The 17,232-nt window shown below is 54.2% G+C and carries 16 protein-coding genes; 7 read left to right on the top strand and 9 right to left on the bottom strand.

The window, feature by feature from the left end:
- The first annotated feature begins 375 nt into the window (after positions 1 to 375).
- Genes JM93_RS12810 through JM93_RS12780 form a run of 7 tightly spaced genes read left to right on the top strand, consistent with a single transcriptional unit; the run spans position 376 to position 7,904 of the window.
- Positions 376 to 1,743: a V-type ATP synthase subunit B gene (locus JM93_RS12810; protein WP_145343992.1), complete on the top strand. Its 1,368-nt coding sequence runs from the start codon at positions 376 to 378 to the stop codon at positions 1,741 to 1,743.
- Positions 1,743 to 2,366 carry a V-type ATP synthase subunit D gene (locus JM93_RS12805; RefSeq protein ID WP_145343990.1) on the top strand — a complete coding sequence of 208 codons (624 nt, stop codon included), beginning with the start codon at positions 1,743 to 1,745 and terminating at the stop codon, positions 2,364 to 2,366. The genes JM93_RS12810 and JM93_RS12805 overlap by 1 nt, the downstream gene beginning before the upstream one ends.
- Positions 2,363 to 4,156, top strand: a complete 1,794-nt coding sequence (locus JM93_RS12800) for a V-type ATP synthase subunit I (RefSeq protein WP_145343988.1) — start codon at positions 2,363 to 2,365, stop codon at positions 4,154 to 4,156. The genes JM93_RS12805 and JM93_RS12800 overlap by 4 nt, the downstream gene beginning before the upstream one ends.
- A complete protein-coding gene (locus tag JM93_RS12795) occupies positions 4,153 to 4,602 on the top strand; it encodes an ATP synthase subunit C (RefSeq protein ID WP_145343986.1) in 450 nt (149 codons plus the stop codon). The genes JM93_RS12800 and JM93_RS12795 overlap by 4 nt, the downstream gene beginning before the upstream one ends.
- Positions 4,603 to 4,625: 23 nt before the next feature.
- Complete coding sequence (locus tag JM93_RS12790; RefSeq protein ID WP_145343984.1) at positions 4,626 to 5,321, top strand: V-type ATP synthase subunit E family protein; 696 nt, start codon at positions 4,626 to 4,628, stop codon at positions 5,319 to 5,321.
- Positions 5,322 to 5,349: 28 nt separating this feature from the next.
- Positions 5,350 to 6,075, top strand: a complete 726-nt coding sequence (locus JM93_RS12785; RefSeq protein ID WP_145343982.1) for a DUF2764 family protein — start codon at positions 5,350 to 5,352, stop codon at positions 6,073 to 6,075.
- Positions 6,072 to 7,904, top strand: coding sequence for a V-type ATP synthase subunit A (locus tag JM93_RS12780; protein WP_145343980.1), 1,833 nt, complete (start codon positions 6,072 to 6,074; stop codon positions 7,902 to 7,904). The genes JM93_RS12785 and JM93_RS12780 overlap by 4 nt, the downstream gene beginning before the upstream one ends.
- A gap of 2 nt (positions 7,905 to 7,906) precedes the next feature.
- Here JM93_RS12780 and JM93_RS12775 read toward each other — a convergent pair whose 3' ends face one another.
- The 9 genes from JM93_RS12775 to JM93_RS12735 form a co-directional block, all read right to left on the bottom strand.
- A complete protein-coding gene (locus tag JM93_RS12775; protein WP_145343978.1) occupies positions 7,907 to 8,821 on the bottom strand; it encodes a sugar kinase in 915 nt (304 codons plus the stop codon).
- A gap of 239 nt (positions 8,822 to 9,060) precedes the next feature.
- Positions 9,061 to 9,342, bottom strand: a complete 282-nt coding sequence (locus tag JM93_RS12770; RefSeq protein WP_145343976.1) for a DUF2160 domain-containing protein — start codon at positions 9,340 to 9,342, stop codon at positions 9,061 to 9,063.
- A gap of 14 nt (positions 9,343 to 9,356) precedes the next feature.
- Positions 9,357 to 10,157, bottom strand: a complete 801-nt coding sequence (locus tag JM93_RS12765) for a carbohydrate ABC transporter permease (protein WP_145343974.1) — start codon at positions 10,155 to 10,157, stop codon at positions 9,357 to 9,359.
- A complete protein-coding gene (locus JM93_RS12760) occupies positions 10,157 to 11,020 on the bottom strand; it encodes a carbohydrate ABC transporter permease (protein WP_145343972.1) in 864 nt (287 codons plus the stop codon). The genes JM93_RS12765 and JM93_RS12760 overlap by 1 nt, the downstream gene beginning before the upstream one ends.
- Positions 11,013 to 12,095: an ABC transporter ATP-binding protein gene (locus JM93_RS12755; RefSeq protein ID WP_145343970.1), complete on the bottom strand. Its 1,083-nt coding sequence runs from the start codon at positions 12,093 to 12,095 to the stop codon at positions 11,013 to 11,015. Before JM93_RS12755 ends, JM93_RS12760 begins: the two co-directional genes overlap by 8 nt.
- A gap of 28 nt (positions 12,096 to 12,123) precedes the next feature.
- The gene (locus JM93_RS12750) at positions 12,124 to 13,191 is read right to left on the bottom strand and encodes an ABC transporter ATP-binding protein (protein WP_145343968.1); all 1,068 of its coding nucleotides are present in this window, start codon (positions 13,189 to 13,191) and stop codon (positions 12,124 to 12,126) included.
- Positions 13,192 to 13,299: 108 nt separating this feature from the next.
- Positions 13,300 to 15,036 carry an ABC transporter substrate-binding protein gene (locus JM93_RS12745; RefSeq protein WP_145343966.1) on the bottom strand — a complete coding sequence of 579 codons (1,737 nt, stop codon included), beginning with the start codon at positions 15,034 to 15,036 and terminating at the stop codon, positions 13,300 to 13,302.
- A 466-nt stretch (positions 15,037 to 15,502) separates the two neighbouring features.
- Complete coding sequence (locus JM93_RS12740; RefSeq protein ID WP_145343964.1) at positions 15,503 to 16,324, bottom strand: carbohydrate ABC transporter permease; 822 nt, start codon at positions 16,322 to 16,324, stop codon at positions 15,503 to 15,505.
- A complete protein-coding gene (locus tag JM93_RS12735) occupies positions 16,321 to 17,196 on the bottom strand; it encodes a carbohydrate ABC transporter permease (RefSeq protein WP_145343962.1) in 876 nt (291 codons plus the stop codon). The genes JM93_RS12740 and JM93_RS12735 overlap by 4 nt, the downstream gene beginning before the upstream one ends.
- Between the last annotated feature and the right edge of the window lie 36 nt (positions 17,197 to 17,232).

Below are 17,232 nucleotides of genomic sequence, written 5' to 3'. Positions count from 1 at the left end.
TCGTGTGCGAACAAGACCTTCAGACAGGTGCAGTGCTGTCTCCGCAGCGGGCAAGGCAAGGGTCAAGCCGGCAAGTTGAGGTGCTGATAAGCCAGGCGGATGCCTTCCGAATGCAAGGGACACATACCGGCGCACTATACATATAGGTCCTACGGTCCGCGGAACGCAGGATTAGTTGCTCAGCAATTCAGAACCAGAGTGCCATTTTTCATCTTGCAGTCATTAAAATGAAACAGCGGGTGTAGCTCATAAGGGAAGCTACGAATTCCGTTTGCCGCGGTGCAGCAATAGTCTTTTGCAAATCGGTGTGACCGACTTGACCTGCCAAGCCAGCACGTAAAAAGTGTTGTTGGAAACATCAAAGAGGATTGGTTGATGCTGGTATCCCATACGCGCATTGTCGATATCGTTGGGGATATCATAAGGATTAAGGTGTCTTCGGATCGCTCTGTAAATGAGGGGCGGCCGTGCCTTGGTGATCTGGCCCTTGTTGAAGCACAAGACGGCGTATCTTCGCTCGCTCAAGTCATCAATATAGATCAGGACATGGTGTCTTTACAGGTCAACTCCGGCACCAAGGGACTTGCCAACAATTCCGCTGTTAAATTCCTTGGTGAAGCAGCAAAGGTCACCTATTCGGAAAATATCCTTGGCCGGGTTTTTGACGGAGCAGGACAGCCTATCGATCGCGGCCCGGACCTTGGCAGCGATCCGACGGTTCCGATTGGCGGCCCTTCCGTGAATCCGATGAAACGGGTGCTCGCCTCGCGTATGATCCGGACGGATGTTCCGATGATCGATGTATTCAACTGCCTGGTTGAAAGCCAGAAAATTCCGATTTTTTCGGTATCCGGCGAACCATACAATCCGTTTCTTGCGCGCATCGGCATTCAGGCGGATGCCGACGTCGTGGTATTCGGAGGGCTCGGCCTCATTTTCGATGACTACGCCTATTTCCGCAAAAGATTTGAAGATGCAGGGGTATTTCCCCGTACAGTCATGTTTGTGAATCAGGCCTCGGACCCCGTTGTTGAACGGCTACAGGTTCCAGATATGGCTCTGGCCGTGGCAGAAAAATTTGCCGTGGAAGACGGCAAGCGTGTGCTTGTCTTGTTGACCGACATGACCGCCTTCGCTGATGCGATGAAGGAGGTCTCCATCGCAATGGAGCGCGTCCCCGCAAACCGCGGCTATCCGGGTGATTTATACTCTCAATTGGCGCGGCGCTACGAAAAGGCTTGCGACTTCAAAGGCTCCGGATCCGTGACGATCTTGACCGTTACCACCATGCCCGGCAACGATGTCACTCACCCGGTGCCCGACAACACGGGATATATCACGGAGGGCCAGTTTTACCTGCATTCAGGTGTGATAGACCCGTTCGGCTCTCTGTCCCGGTTAAAGCAGCACGTTATTGGCAAAGTCACCCGGGATGACCACAGCCAGATCATGAATACAATGATCAGGTTCTATTCCGGCGCGCGGGACGCGGAGCAAAAACAGTCCATGGCGTTTGAGCTGTCAAACTACGACCACCAGCTCCTAAAGTTCGGTGGACTTTTTCGAAAACGTTTCATGGATATTGAGGTTTCACTGCCGCTTGAAGAGGCGCTCGATCTTTGCTGGTCCACCCTGGCGGAATGCTTTGAGCCAAACCAGCTTTTGATGAAGCAGGCGCTTATCGACAAATATTTTCCGTCAAAAGTGTCTGCTTCCCATGATGAAAGCGGGGAAGCCGCCTAATGGCAAAACTGGCGCTCAATAAGTCATCCCTTGCACGAGAAACAAGCCATTTGGCCGAATACCGACGTTTTCTGCCGTCCCTGGAATTAAAGCGCCTTCAAATAGTCGCCGAACGGGCAAAAGCCAAAACACTTGTGGCCGAACTTGATGCCGCATTTGAAAGACGCTTTGCCGAAATTGCACACGGCGTCCCAATGCTTGCCAATACTCAGGTTCCGGTCGAGGGCTTAGTAAAGATAACACATGTTGAAATTGGCGAGCAAAACCTGTCCGGCACCCGGTTACCATTCGTTTCTGACGTTGAGATCGACATTGACGACTATTCGCAAATGGGCCGCCCGCACTGGGTCGATCCCGTTGTCACCGGTTTGCAGGAGCTGATCAAACTCGACATGGAACGCCGTGTCGCACATGACCGGGTCTCAAAATTGATTGAGGCTGAAGCCGTTATTTCGCGCCGTGTGAACCTTTTTGAGAAGGTGCTCATCCCGCAAGCTGAAAAAAACATCAAGAAAATCCGTATGGCACTGGCAGACGCGGAGCGTGATGCAGTGGTGCGAGCTAAAATCTCCAAACGCAAAACGGCCGCCCGTGCCGCTGGGCAGAGGATGGCTGAGCTATGACCATCGTCCCGCTCAAAAAGGTGAGCCTGCTTGGTGTCTTGGACGACAAGCACGCAGTCCTGGAAACAGTACAGGCGTTCGGCAATCTCCATTTGATACCGCTCAGTTCTGCGCAGAAAGAGCTGGAGGCGGTCCCAAGCCCCACAGGTCAGGATGCGGTAAATGCGCTGCGCTGGCTGATGGACTGCCCGGAACAAAGGCGTCCTGTCACCAGGTCCGAAGACTTCAACACCGAAGCATTCGTGGAAAAGACTCTCCGGAACCGGATCATGATCCGCGAAACGGAAGACCGAATTGCGTGGCTCCAAAAACGTATTGCGAGCGTGAAGCCGTGGGGTGAGTTTTCGTTTGCCGCACTGCAAGATGTCGGTGACTATCGCTTGTGGTTCTACATCGTTCCGAAAACGAAGTTGGGCCTGATTGATCCGGGCAAGGTGACCTTTGAGACGGTCCATGAAGACCGCTATCGGGCGCACGTGGTTGTACTCTCGCCAGACGAGCCGCCTTCAGACGCGATGCCGGTGCCGCGAAGCCATATTGGCGAAAAGTCTCTTTCCGAGCTTCAAAGAGAACTTGAAGACACTGAAGTCGTACTGGAAGGCCTGGAGCTTGATCGCCGGCTGCTGACCGCATGGCGGGTGTTGCTCGCCGAGAACCTTGCGGCAGCCCGTGACAACTCGGCACGCCAGCGTGCCGCGCTCGAAACAGCGGACGATGAGCGCGTGTTTGTATTGCAAGGATGGGCACGGGCGGACCAACTCTATGAAGTCGAAGCGCTCGCGGAAGACTTAGGTATCGCCGTTTATTCGGAAGACCCGAGCGAAAGCGACGCTCCGCCAACCCTCCTCGAGAACCCGGCTCGGCTTGCAGCCGGGGAAGATCTGGTTGAGTTTTACCAAACCCCCGGCTATCGGGACTGGGACCCCTCTATCATCGTCTACATCTCTTTTGTGCTGTTTTTCGGCATGATCATGACTGATGCAGGCTACGGGCTGATTTTGCTTGGAGTTTTGTTCCTCTACCGCAAGCGGTTCCAACGCAGCGCAACAAGCCAGCGACTGCTCAAAATGGCCATGTGGCTCATGGCCTCTACGGCTTTTTTCGGTGTCATAACCGGCAGCTATTTTGGCATTTCTCCGCCGCCAGACAGCCTTTTAGGTTATCTGAAAATCATGAATCTCAAAGAAATTGAGACCATGATGAAACTAAATATCACGATTGGCGTATCACATATTGTGCTCGCGAATACGGCCCGTTGTCTGCACATGACCTCGTGGCATGAGCGCATTCAACCGATTGGCTGGTCAATAGTCGCACTCGGCGGTCTCGCAACTTATTTAGGCAACGGCACTCCAGTGGCACATGCCGGACCCATTGCGATTGTCCTTGGACTTCTCGCAATTGGCTTCTTCGCGAGCAACCGTCCTGTCAATTCACTCTCTTCTGCTGGCATGCGTGTGTTCGACGGGTTCGCCGCACTGGCGCGCATCGTCAATATGTTCAGCGATATCCTGAGCTACATGCGATTGTTCGCGCTGGGACTTGCGGCGGCCTCACTCGCCGAAACAATCAATAGTCTGTCCGGGCAGCTGATGCATGCAGTTCCCGGCATCGGTCTGCTAGTGGCGCTGTTCGTGCTGGTCATCGGGCACGCTATAAACATTGGACTTGGAATAATCGCAGGCTGTGTGCACGGGCTGCGCCTAAATGTCATAGAATTTTTCAATTGGGCATTGACGGACGAGGGCAAACCCTTCCGTCCATTCAAGAAAGAGGAGACAGGCCTGTGAACGAGTTCGTACTGGCCCTTGGATGGTTTGGCCTTTATGCACCTGTAGCGCTCGGAGCCATAGGAAGTGCGTGGGGCTGTGCCCTCGGCGGCAGCGCCGCAATCGGCGCAATGCTGGATTCAGACGGTGGATATGGCAGGTTCATTGGCGCCTCACTGATGCCCTCCTCCCAAGTCATCTATGGCATTGTAATCATGTTCACCCTTCAAAGGGAGACCATGAGCGCGGAAGCAGGAGCGGCAATGTTCGGCATCGGCGTGCTCGCAGGCTTTGCGCTGATGTATACCGGGATCCGGCAGGGTGAAGTTTTGGCCTCGGCAATTCACGCGTCCAAGGCCAAGCCAGAGATATTCGGCGTCTCCCTCGCTCCGGCAGCAGTGCTCGAGGGCTTTTCGGTCTTTGCCCTTGTCTTTGCGCTGGTCTTGGCCGGCAGCATCCCAACCTAACAGCAGTAGTAGGAGAGCCGGACATGGCCAGCCATGACGAAAAGGCGAGCTCCGCGGCCGGTGCTGGCGTTCAGGCGCTTATAGAGCGTTTGAAAAGCGAAGGTGTCGAGGCGGGGCAAAGCGAAGCGGAAGCAATTCTTAAAAAGGCTCAGGCTGACGCTGAAAGGCTTGTTCAAAATGCCGAAGCAAAGGCTCAGGCAATCCTCGAAAAAGCCCATAAAGAAGCGGCCGAAGAGCGATCTGCCACACTTGATGGGCTCAAGATAGCTGCGCGTGACATGGTGCTGTCGCTGCGCAACGAGCTTGACCGCAGCATTCAAACCGAGGCTTCCCGGTTGATCGGGGTTACCCTGTCCGAAGACGATTTCCTGCAAAAACTCATTCTGTCGATTGCGGCCAAAGCCAAAGAAGACGCCGGCATTACCAATGCCGACAAGTTGGACATCGTACTTCCGGAACGCGCTGTTACGTTTGATGAATTGAAACAGGCACCGGAAAAGGCGGAAGCAGGCACGCTTACGCATTTTGTAGTCGCCCTTGCCGGAGACGTTCTGCGCGACGGGGTAACCTTCTCTACTGCACCGGGGCTTACGGGAATAAGGATCAAACTGACAGATAAGGATGTTTCGATCGACATCACGGAAGAGGCTGTTGCTGAGCTTTTGAAAACGCATCTGCAACCGCGCCTGCGTGCTATCATGGAGGGTGTTCTGCGCTGAGGACGATACCTCGGCCGCGCCGCGAGCCATGTCCGATAAATTTCGTTACATCACACTGATCTCGAGCCTGCCTTATCTTGGCAAACTGTTCTCACAAAAGTCTGTTCCGGTTTCGGAGTTCAGGCTGAGAGAGCGGCTTAAGATGCTCGATGACGGGCATAAAGATCTGCTTGAGAAAGTCATCTCGGTCACCGCTTGGGCCGGTGTCGCAAAGCTGGATACAGATGCAGATGTCGTCAGACTTGCGGAAACAGTGATCGATGCCGTGCACGAATATCCAGCACTGCAGGACCTGGTGCGCGTTCGCATGGAAACGAGAACCATAATTGCGGCGCTGCGCCGCAGGCAGCATGGCGACCAAAGTGCAGGCGATATTCACACGTGGGGCTACGGTCGCTGGCGGACCCGAATTTCCGACAATTGGAGCGACCCGTCCTTCGGCATGGGCCATTTCATGCCATGGATTGCGGAGGCAAATGGTCTAATGCGTAAGGGAGACCATATCGCGATGGAGCGTCTTAGCCTTACAGAAGTGTTCCGCCAACTCGACCGACAAGCGGCGACACATGCGTTCGATTTTGAAGCTGTTGTTATTTATGTCCTGCGGTGGACGATCGTACAGCGTTGGTCGACATACAATGGCGAGGCAGCTGCGACGCGCCTGCGCAAACTGATTGATCAGGCCCTTAAGACCGCCCCAGACCTTCCCGGACCGCCCCTCGGCGCCACCCAACAGGAGGAGGCCCCAGCATGACAACCCATGTGCAGCTGCCGGAACCGACAGCCGAAGTTATTGCAGTCCAAGACGATCTGGTGACAATTGCCCCGCTTGGCGATCATCCGCTGATCAAAAATGAAGTCGTCTACATTATCCCTCACGGACCCGAACGGGAAGGGAAGCCGGCTGAGTATTTAAAGGCCGAGGTTTTGCGCGTGCGCGGTAAATCGGCTGAAGCACAGGTGTTTGAAAGTACGACGGGTGTACGTGTCGGCGACCAGGTAGTGCAAAGCGGCGAAATGCTCAGTGTGGCCCTCGGGCCCGGCCTGCTCAGCACGGTTTTTGACGGCTTGCAAAATCCTCTGGCTGAAATCGCGTCCGAACACGGCTTCTTCCTACCGCGTGGAGTGCTGACAAATGCTCTCGATGCAACCCGTAAATGGGCCTTCACACCAAAAGTGAAGTCAGGTGATGCAATAACAGCAGGTGACATTCTCGGAACCGTTCCGGAAGGGCGTTTCGAGCACAAGATCATGGCACCGTTCACATTGACTGGCGCCTGGACGGTTGAACGCATCCGCGAGGGTTCGTTTACGACACAGGAGATTGTTGCAACCCTTACCAATAAGAATGGGCAAACGCGCGACCTAACCCTTGTGCAGCACTGGCCTGTTCGCCGCGCAATACCCGACCGCCTCGTATCACTTGGCAAGTCCGAGCGGCTCTATCCGAGCGAGCCCCTGATCACCACCATTCGATTGATTGACACCTTCTTTCCAATCGCACGCGGGGGAATGGGCTGCATTCCAGGGCCGTTCGGGGCCGGTAAAACCGTGTTGCAGTCGCTGATCTCGCGGTTTTCCGCGGTAAATATCGTAATCGTCGTGGCTTGTGGCGAGCGTGCCGGCGAGGTCGTCGAAACGATAACCGAATTTCCACATCAGCCGGATCCGTCGGGTGACGGAACACTGATGGATCGCACTGTGATCGTCTGCAACACCTCATCCATGCCCGTCGCCGCTCGAGAGGCATCGATATACACCGGCTTGACCTTGGGCGAATACTACCGGCAGATGGGCTATGATGTTCTTCTCATCGCCGATTCCACATCCAGATGGGCCCAGGCAATGCGCGAGACGTCGGGACGACTGGAAGAAATCCCTGGAGAAGAAGCATTTCCCGCCTATCTTGATAGCTCGATTAAGGGGGTCTATGAGCGCGCCGGCGTCATCAGAACCGCCGACGGCGACACCGGCAGTTTGACCATGATTGGCACCGTGTCGCCTGCGGGGGGTAATTTCGAAGAGCCTGTCACGCAATCCACCCTTGGAACGGTGAAAACCTTTCTGGGCCTGTCCGCCGACCGGGCGTACAAACGCTTTTACCCTGCAGTCGATCCACTTCTATCGTGGTCGCGTTATCCCATACAGCTCGAAAACTGGTTTCGCGACAATATCGGCGCTGACTGGGCCAGCCGTGTTGAAGAGATGATTGAGTTGTTGCAGCGCGGTGACGAAATATCGCGCATGATGCAGGTCACCGGCGAAGAAGGCATTTCAACCGAGGACTTTGTCCTCCAGCAAAAAGCGTTGTTCCTCGATATGGTTTATCTGCAGCAGGATGCTTTTGACGGTGTCGACATATCAGCGCCGCTTGCCCGCCAGCAAGAGACATTTGACATTGTATACCGCGTCGCGAAACACGACTTCGGATTCGATAGCAAAGACGCCGTTCGCTCGTTCTTTACCGAATTAACCTCGTTGTTCAAAAATCTGAATTATGCGGCCGAGGGGTCTCAAGAACGAAACAACCTTAAGGACAAGATAGAATCGACACTCAGCTCGGCCCTCAGAACTTCGGGATAGACTTACTTGAGTAGATCCGGGTCGAGATCGACGAGCGCGCCGCGTTGGCCGATGACTTGGGCTGCAATTTTAGATCCGTACTGAACAGCATCTACAGGCGTTTCGTCAGCCAGCAACTTCGCGAGAAAGCCAGCGTTGAAACTGTCGCCTGCCGCTGTAGTGTCGACAACCTTCGCCGCACGCTGAGCTTGAACGGTGGTTTGGCCTTCAAATGTCGACAGCAAAATGTCGTTCGGGCCATTTTTTACGACAAGTAGATTCGCGCCCGCTTTTTTGTAACGATTGACGGTTTTTTGCGGATTTTCGTCACTAAAATAACGGGCTTCATCTTCGAATGACGGCATGACGATATCACAAATCCGAGCTGCAGCCATGATCTGACGGCACATCACGTCTTCGTTTTCCCACAATTGCGGCCTCAGATTGGGATCAAATGCAACCTGCACACCGTTTCGCCGCGCCTTTTCCAATTGATCCAGGAAAACGGCCCGATCTGCTTCGGGAAGAATGGCGAGCGTGATTCCGCTGAAAAAGATAATGCCCGCAGCAACAAAAGCTGCCTCAATATGGTCAGAACGGGCCGCTAGCCGGCGTGCTGCAGAGTTTTCGCGCCAATATGTGAAGCTGCGCTCTCCGCCATCCAGCTGAGTGACATAAAGCCCAACGGTCCGGTTGGGAACGGTGGATATGTGCGAAGTGTCAATTGAAGAGGCTTCCATAAACGCGTGCATTTGTGCAGAAAGCTGATCTTCTCCAATACATGTGCAATACGAAACTCGCCAATCTACCGGTAGAAGCTGCCGCGCATACCATGCCGTGTTCAAAGTGTCGCCCGCGAAGTTCATCTTGAATAAATCGTTGTCGAACGGTGCCATCTCCACCATGCATTCGCCAACTGATAAAAACGTTGGTGTCACAACACTTGGCTCCAGTTAGCCATCAACAATAATCAATACGAAACGATTTAAGTCATGGCGTGCAATTGGATCGAGCGCAAGCTTTTCTGGCACCTATGGCACGCGCTGAATACATCGGCGGTGTACAGGCAAGAGCACGCGTTGCGGCGGGCCGCAACCCGGTCATCATCGCCGTTAAGCTGATCCAAGTGCAAAAGGCCGCGAAAACGCGGCCTTTTGCAAAGGTATTACAGCGCCAACTAAACAAAGCGAAAAACGACAATCCCATAAACGATTGCAATCGCGAGTGGGGCCCAGAGCGGCGTCCCCATCAAACCCAGCCAAGCCAGGAAGATGAACGCGCTTCCAAGGAGCGAGATGAACAGGCGATCACCCCGCGTTGTTTCCAAACCAAGAATTCCATGGCGTGGTCCGCCACCTGGGGAAAGATACTCCCATACACCCATGGTCAGAATACAAAGCGCCACAAAAATGAAGAAGGCTGCTGTCGGCCATGTCCAGGCCATCCAGGAAAGACCCATAGTACGTCTCCTTGTCAGACCCGGCCGAGGGCAAAGCCCCGGGCGATGTAGTTGCGGACGAAGTAAATCACGATAGCTCCGGGTATAATGGTCAACGTTCCCGCCGCTGCCAAAAGCCCAAGATCATACCCGGAGGTTGACGCAGTTCGGGTCATGGTCGCCGCGATTGGCTTGGCGTCTACGGCCGTCAACGTCTTGGCGAGCAGCAATTCCACCCAAGAGAACATAAAGCAGAAAAAAGCGGCCACACCGATCCCGGCAGCAATGGTCGGGATGAAGATTTTGATGAAGAACCTTGGGAACGAATAGCCGTCTACGTAAGCCGTCTCATCGAGTTCCTTCGGCACCCCTGACATGAACCCTTCCAGGATCCAGACCGCGAGCGGGATGTTGAACAGCGTATGCGCGAGCGCGACCGCCCAGTAAGTATCGAACAGCCCGACCGCCGAATAGAGCTGGAAAAACGGCAAGGCAAACACGGCAGCCGGCGCCATGCGATTAGTCAGCAACCAGAAAAACAAGTGCTTGTCGCCCAAGAACCGATAGCGTGAGAACGCATAGGCAGCTGGAAGAGCGACCGCAACAGAGAGGACCGTATTGATAGACACGTAGGCGAGCGAGTTCACGTAGCCCATGTACCAGGTCGGATCCGTGAAGATCGTGATGTAGTTTTCGAGGGTGAACTCGCGTGGCCAGAGAGTGAAGTCACCCAGGATCTCGTTGGTTGTCTTGAACGACATGTTGACCAGCCAGTAGATCGGCAGCAACAGGAAGAGAATATAAAGAGCGGGCACGAAGCGGCTTAGGTTTCTCATTAGTTTGCCTCGTTACGCATCATGACAGTGTAGAAGACCCAGCTCATCGCTAGAATGATCAGGAAGTAGATTAGCGACATGGCAGCAGCTGGACCGAGGTCGAACTGGCCGAGCGCGATCTTTACAAGATCAATCGACAAGAGGGTTGTGGAGTTGCCCGGGCCGCCACCCGTCAGCACGAACGGTTCGGTATAGATCATAAAGCTGTCCATGAACCGCAACAGAATTGCTATTGTCAGGACCCGTTTCATCTTCGGCAGCTGGATATAGCGGAAGATTGCGAGCGGTTTCGCACCGTCAATTTTCGCGGCTTGATAATATGCGTCCGGGATCGACACCAAGCCCGCATAGGCGAGCAGTACGACCAAGGATGTCCAATGCCAGACATCCATCAGGATCATCGTAAACCAGGCATCACCAGGCTGACGGGTGAAGTTATAATCGAAGCCTATCGCGTTGAGCGTGCGCCCGAGCAAACCGATATCGGGCAGCGCAAAGATGTTCCACATGGCGCCAACCACATTCCACGGGATCAGCAACGGCAAAGCCATCAGCACGAGGCAGACCGGCACCCAAGGACCTTTTCGTGGCATGGTCAGTGCTATTAGAACACCGAGCGGAATCTCGATCGCAAGAATTGAGAAAGTGAAGATCATCTGCCGCCCGAGCGACGCATGAAAGCGCTCCGACGTCAGGACCTGCTCGAACCACATCACGCCGGCCCAAAAAAACGTGTTGTCACCAAACGTTTCCTGAACCGAGTAGTTCACCACCGTCATGAGCGGAATGATCGCGTTAAAGGCGACCAATGCCAAAACCGGCAGAACGAAGAACCAGGCCTTCTGGTTTTCAATCTTATTCATGGCTATTGTCCCCGCTCACCAGCCAACCATCGCGATAGACCTGCGTGTGGTCGCTCCTGAATGCCAGATGCGCATGTTTTTCAGGGATCTCGACGCCTTCTGGAACCAGTAGCTTGATGCTGTGATCACCCTTCCGCGTATGAACGATTTGAAACCGTCCGGCATCGGAGACTTTTGCAATTTCAACCGGGACCCCTGCATCCGACAATTTTACGAACTCCGGCCGGACACCAAGTTCTAGGCCTTCTTCGTACTTGCATGCAGACGCATTCCAGCTACCTAATTCGATGCCTTCGTAAAACGCCTTACCGCCCTTTACTTGGCATGGCAGCACGTTCATGCCGGGAGAACCGATAAAGTGGCCGACAAATGTGTGCTGCGGGCGCTCGAAAAGGTCGACCGGTGTGCCAATCTGCACTACCTGGCCGTCCTTCATGACAACAACTTTGTCGGCAAACGTAAGAGCTTCGGTTTGGTCGTGGGTCACGTAGATCATCGTCGTACGAACGCGCTGGTGCAATTCTTTCAACTTCGAACGCAGTTGCCACTTCAGGTGCGGGTCAATAACTGTGAGCGGCTCGTCGAACATGATGACATTCACATCGGTCCGCACGAGGCCGCGACCGAGAGATATCTTCTGCTTTCCGTCGGCCGTGAGACCGGACGCACGCTTGTCGAGCGTCGATGTCAGATCGATCATCTCTGCAATTTCGCGAACCCGTTTGTCGACTTCGGCTTCCGCAACACCTCGGTTGCGCAGGGGGAAGGCCAAGTTGTCATAGACGGTCATCGTGTCGTAGACGACAGGGAACTGGAACACCTGCGCGATATGCCGCTCATCGGGCTGCATGCGCGTTACATCTTGCCCGTCAAACAGGATTTCGCCGTGGCTCGGGGTTAGCAAACCGGAGATGATGTTCAAGAGAGTTGTCTTTCCGCAGCCCGATGGCCCAAGAAGCGCGTATGCACCTCCATCTTCCCAATCTACATCCAATTGCTGAAGAGCATAATCCGTAGGCTTTGACGGATTGGGCATGTAGCTGTGGCGCAAGCCCTTGAGAGTTATTTTCGCCATGCTGGCTCCTACAAATTTGCGCCGTGCATTATCCGGCCACCAGGGCGCCGGAGGCATCGAAATAGAATGCTTGGGACACGTCAGCGAACAGTTGTTCGACTTCGCCCACCTCGACCGGGTGAACCCCGTGGGACTGAGACACCCATGTGCGCCCCCCGATAGTGAAGTGGATAACGCTCTCTGAGCCGCTGATTTCCGTAACCAGCACTTCCCCACTTACCTCAATCGATTGGCCACCGTCATCTTGCGGTGTCACGTGATGCGGACGCAGACCTAGAGTATACTTTCCGTCTGCAAGCGATGCTGCCGCACCGGTTGCGGGCCAGCTGCCACCTCCGGAAAGTGTAATCGTTGAGCCGGATTTCACAACGTCTCCATGGTTGATCGGCGGCTCGGAGAAGACCTCGGCGCTAATCAAGTCTTTCGGATTGCGATAAATTTCGCTGGTTGGACCAAACTGTGTGACCCTGCCTTCATGCAAGGTCGCAGTATTGCCGCCAAATAGAAGTGCCTCGACCGGTTCTGTCGTTGCATAAACCACGACACAGTTCCGGTCGGCAAACAGCCGAGGGAGTTCGTCGCGAAGTTCTTCGCGCAACTTGAAGTCCAGGTTGGCAAGCGGCTCGTCCAAAAGCACAAGGTCGGCGTCTTTAACAAGCGCCCGCGCCATAGCTGTGCGCTGCTGCTGTCCGCCGGATAATTCGGATGGCCGCCGGTCAAGCATACCTGATAGCTTCATGAGTTCGGACATTTCGCCGACCCGGCGCTTTATTTCGCCTTCAGCAACGCCTGCCACCCGAAGCGGGGAGGCGATGTTCTCAAAGACGCTAAAATTCGGGTAGTTGATGAACTGCTGATAGACCATCGATACGTTGCGCTTTTGCACCGGCGTCTTGGTGACATCCCGACCATTGAAGCGCAGTTCGCCGGTCGTCAGTTTATCGAGCCCCGCCATCATCTGCATCAAGGTGGTCTTGCCGGAAAGTGTGGTGCCCAACAAGATGTTAAGACCGCCTGGTTCCAGCTTGAGGTCTGTCGGATAAATGTGTTGTTCGACACCGACCCGCTTGGAGACGTTGATCAATTCAAGAGACATGAGCCATTCGCATTAAATCGCGCCGGGTAACATTATTCCGCAGGCGTCAGAAGAGGGCTCCCGGGGCGCCGATGCGTCCCGGGAGTGCTGAGTGCGTCGGGAGGACGCTTAGTTTTCGGACCAGCCAGCAATTAGGTCTTCGTACTTGACCGTTACACCCTGCGGCTTTTCGTTTTCGAGCTTCGCTTTAGCGCCACCTTTGCCGAGCCATTCGGATGCGTCTTTTGGCTCGTTCAAACGCGGGCCACAGCCGCCATAAGTGTCATTCGCCTCATCAGCACGCTGCATACGAGCCATAATGGTATCCATCTCTTCGGCGAGACGGTCCATGGCTTCCTGCGGCGTAAAGGCGCCGGAGTTAACGTCACCAATTTGCTGCCACCAAAGCTGTGCGAGCTTCGGGTAGTCAGGCACGTTGACACCGGTCGGCGTCCACATTTCGCGATCAGGCGAGCGATAGAATTCGACCACGCCACCGAGGGCCGCAGCGCGCTCGGTAAAAGATCCGTGGCGAACAGTGCTGTCACGCGCGAATGTGAGACCAACGTGGCTCTTTTTGGTGTCTACGGTCTTGGAAGTCACAAACTGTGCATAAAGCCATGCCGCTTTGGCGCGGTCTTCTGGAGTGGACTTCAAGATCGTCCAGGAACCCACATCCTGATAGCCGACCTTCTGGCCTTTTTCCCAATAAGGACCATGCGGAGACGGTGCTGCACGCCACAGTGGCATGCCTTCTTCGTCGACGGTGTTGTTGCCTTCCGAGCGCGGCTTGACCATGTCAGCGAGAAACGCGGTGTACCAGAAAATCTGCTGGGCAACGTTGCCCTGGGACAGCGCTGGAAGCGACTGGTAGAAGTCGTAGTCGGCTGCTGCTGGCGGAGCGTAGGCGCGCAGCCACTCATCCCACTTGCGGATCGCATAGACAGCAGCTGGACCGTTTGTGCCGCCGCCACGGGAGACGGATGCACCTGCCGGATTACAGGAGCCTTCCTCCATGCGGATGCCCCACTCGTCGATCGGTTTGCCGTTCGGGAGGCCGACTGAGCCCGCGCCAGCCATGGAAAGCCATGCGTCGGTCATGCGCCATCCGAGATCGGGTGCGCGCTTGCCGTAGTCCATGTGGCCGAACACCTGAACGTCGTCGATTTCCTTAACGTCGTTCGTAAAGAAGTCGGCGATGTCTTCGTAGGCTGACCAGTTGACCGGAACACCGAGGTCATAGCCGTACTTCTCTTTGAAGCGGGCCTGATAGTCTGGATTGTCAAACCAGTCCTTCCGGAACCAGTAAAGGTTCGCGAACTGCTGGTCAGGAAGCTGATAGAGGTCGCCGTCCGGGCCTGTCGTAAAGCTGAGACCCATGAAGTCTTCGAGATCCAAAGTCGGCGAGGTCACATCTTTACCGGCGCCAGCCATCCAGTCTGTCAGGTTTACTGCAGCTTGAAGACGGGAGTGTGTACCGATCAAATCTGAATCGTTGACGTACGCATCATAGAGATTGCGGTTCGTCTGCATTTGGGTTTGAACCGCCTGGACCACTTCACCCTCGCCGAGGATCTGGTGGTTGACCTTGATGCCGGTAATTTCTTCAAATGCCTTCGTCAGAACGCGCGACTCATATTCATGAGTCGGGATACCTTCGGACAAGACATTGATTTCCATGCCGCGGAACGGTTCAGATGCTTGGACGAACCATTCCATTTCGGACATCTGCTCGTCTTTGCTCAAGACCGACGGCTGGAACTCGTTGTCGATCCACATTTCGGCTTCTTCCATTCCAGCGTAAGCGGCGCCGGAATAAGCCAGAACAGCCGCAGCAGCGACTGCGGACAAGAATCTTTGTTTCATTAGGTCCTCCCTAGTATTCCCGCATTTGCAGGCAAAACGAATATCAGGCGAAACAAAATGAAGGTCAATGGAAAATTGGCCCGGCGGTTTTCAGATTGGTCTACACACATCCGCCTACTTTCTGATCAAAAAAAGAAAAAGTCCTTTTCCATCAATGAACCACACGCATTTGGCTGGAAATTGATGCAAGGAAAATACCGTCACAATCCTGTTAAATTTTGTGCAGCTGCAACGGTAACATCAGGATATACATGCGCCGATAACGAAACCCGCGCGGTTTCGAGCAGTCAATGCCCCCGGACTTTCTACAGGATCACCGGAGCTGTAAAGAGCTCGGGCCAATTCAAAATGAGTTCTAGATCGTAAGGTGGCGCTTGCTGGCCGCGGCCTCAATGCCTTGAAGGTGCATTATCCAACACCCAAAGATCCAAGCGCAGATGACAGCAATCCGCACACCTTGCCATATTTATTTGATGCCGGCGCGCATAAAGCTTTGTACAAATTGGCGCTGAAACAGCAGAAACGCGATCAATAACGGCCCGGACGTAATGAGTGTTGCCGCATTGATTACGGACCATTCAATTCCGCTATCAATTGCAGAAAACACGCTCAGACCGACTGTTACCGGCCGGGTTTCCACGGAGTTGGTCACAATCAATGGCCAAAGGAAATTGTTCCAATGATGACTCACAGAGACGAGCCCATAGGCAAGGTAGGTCGGCTTGGCCAGCGGGATGTACACCCGCCAAAGTACTCCCAGAAATGAAGAGCCTTCAATACGGGCTGCTTCATCGAGCTCTTTGGGAATGGTTTTGAATGTCTGGCGCAACAAGAAAATCCCAAAGCCCGATGCAACGTAGGGCAGCGCAATAGCCGGAATTGTGTCGACAAGATCCAACAGACGCATCGTTTTATAGTTTTCGACGATGAGGATGTCCGGCATCACGAGCAGCTGCAGCAGAACCAGCGCAAAAAGGACGTTGCGTCCGGGAAACTCGAAACGCGCAAACGCATAGGCTGCCAGAGTACACAAAAAAAACTGGCATGCGAGAATCATGGTCACAAGGATGAAAGTGTTTAAAAAATATCGGGCAAATGGAGCAGCTTCCCATGCCTTGACGAAGTTGTCATATGTCAGCGGTGCAAACAGCTCGAAGCGCGCCTCATAGGCTGCCGGATGAATGGCGGTCCAAACCGCGTAGGCGAGTGGCAAGATCCAAATCAGAGCGAGTGCCCAGGCCGCGAGCGTATTTAAAAAGCGATCAAATGTCTGGCCCATGCTGTTCATTTGTAGTGCACCTTCCGGTCGAAGAAGAAAAACTGGCCGATTGCGAGCAGCGACAAAAGAACCAGCAGCGCGACAGTGAGCGTCGCCGCATAACCGGTTTCCCAAAACCGGAAAGCAGTCTCGTATATATAAAAGAGCAGTAAAGACGACGCGTTGTCTGGCCCACCATCGGTCAGGATAAAAATGTGATCGACCAGACGAAACGAATTGATCACTGCGTTGACCGATACGAATAATGTGGTTGGCATGAGCAAAGGGAAGGTAATACGCCAGAAAATGATCCAACGCCCTGCCCCTTCGATTTGCGCAGCTTCTTTCAACGAGACAGGTATCGCTTGCAATGCAGCGAGATAGAAGATCATAAAAAACCCGGCTTCCTTCCAGACGGTAACAACAATCACTGCATTGAGGGCCGTCTCCGGGTTACCCAAGTAGTTCGAAGCCGACCAGCCAAACAGAAAACCTGTAATCTGGTCGAACAGGCCAAACCCTGGAGTGTAGAAGAACAACCAGATATTGGCGACGGCAATCAAGGGAAGAACGGTCGGTGTGAAATAAGCCATCCGCACGAAACCGCGCCCAGCAAGCCGGTCATTGACCCAGAGCGCCATCAAGATTGCAAGGCCAACGGACACCGGGATCGTGCCGATGGCGAACCAAAGGTTGTTCCACAGCACCTTCCAAAACACAGGATCCGCTAGCATTCGCTCATAATTATCAACCCCGAGGAACTTCGCCGGACGCCGGCCCCTTGGCGTTGAATAGAAGCTGTTAATCAGAGTCGTGATTGCCGGGATGTGGGTGAATGCGAACAGGAATACCATTGCAGGCAAAAGCAGCAACCACCCATAGATCCATTCACGCTTGATCATGTGCCCGCAAACCCGGTTCAGAACAAAAAGACGAGG

The sequence above is a fragment of the Roseibium hamelinense genome (assembly GCF_007830545.1).
Taxonomy (GTDB): Bacteria; Pseudomonadota; Alphaproteobacteria; order Rhizobiales; family Stappiaceae; genus Roseibium; species Roseibium hamelinense.
The sequence above is the reverse complement of the archived record's forward strand: the minus strand, read 5'-3'. Positions and strand labels throughout refer to the sequence as shown.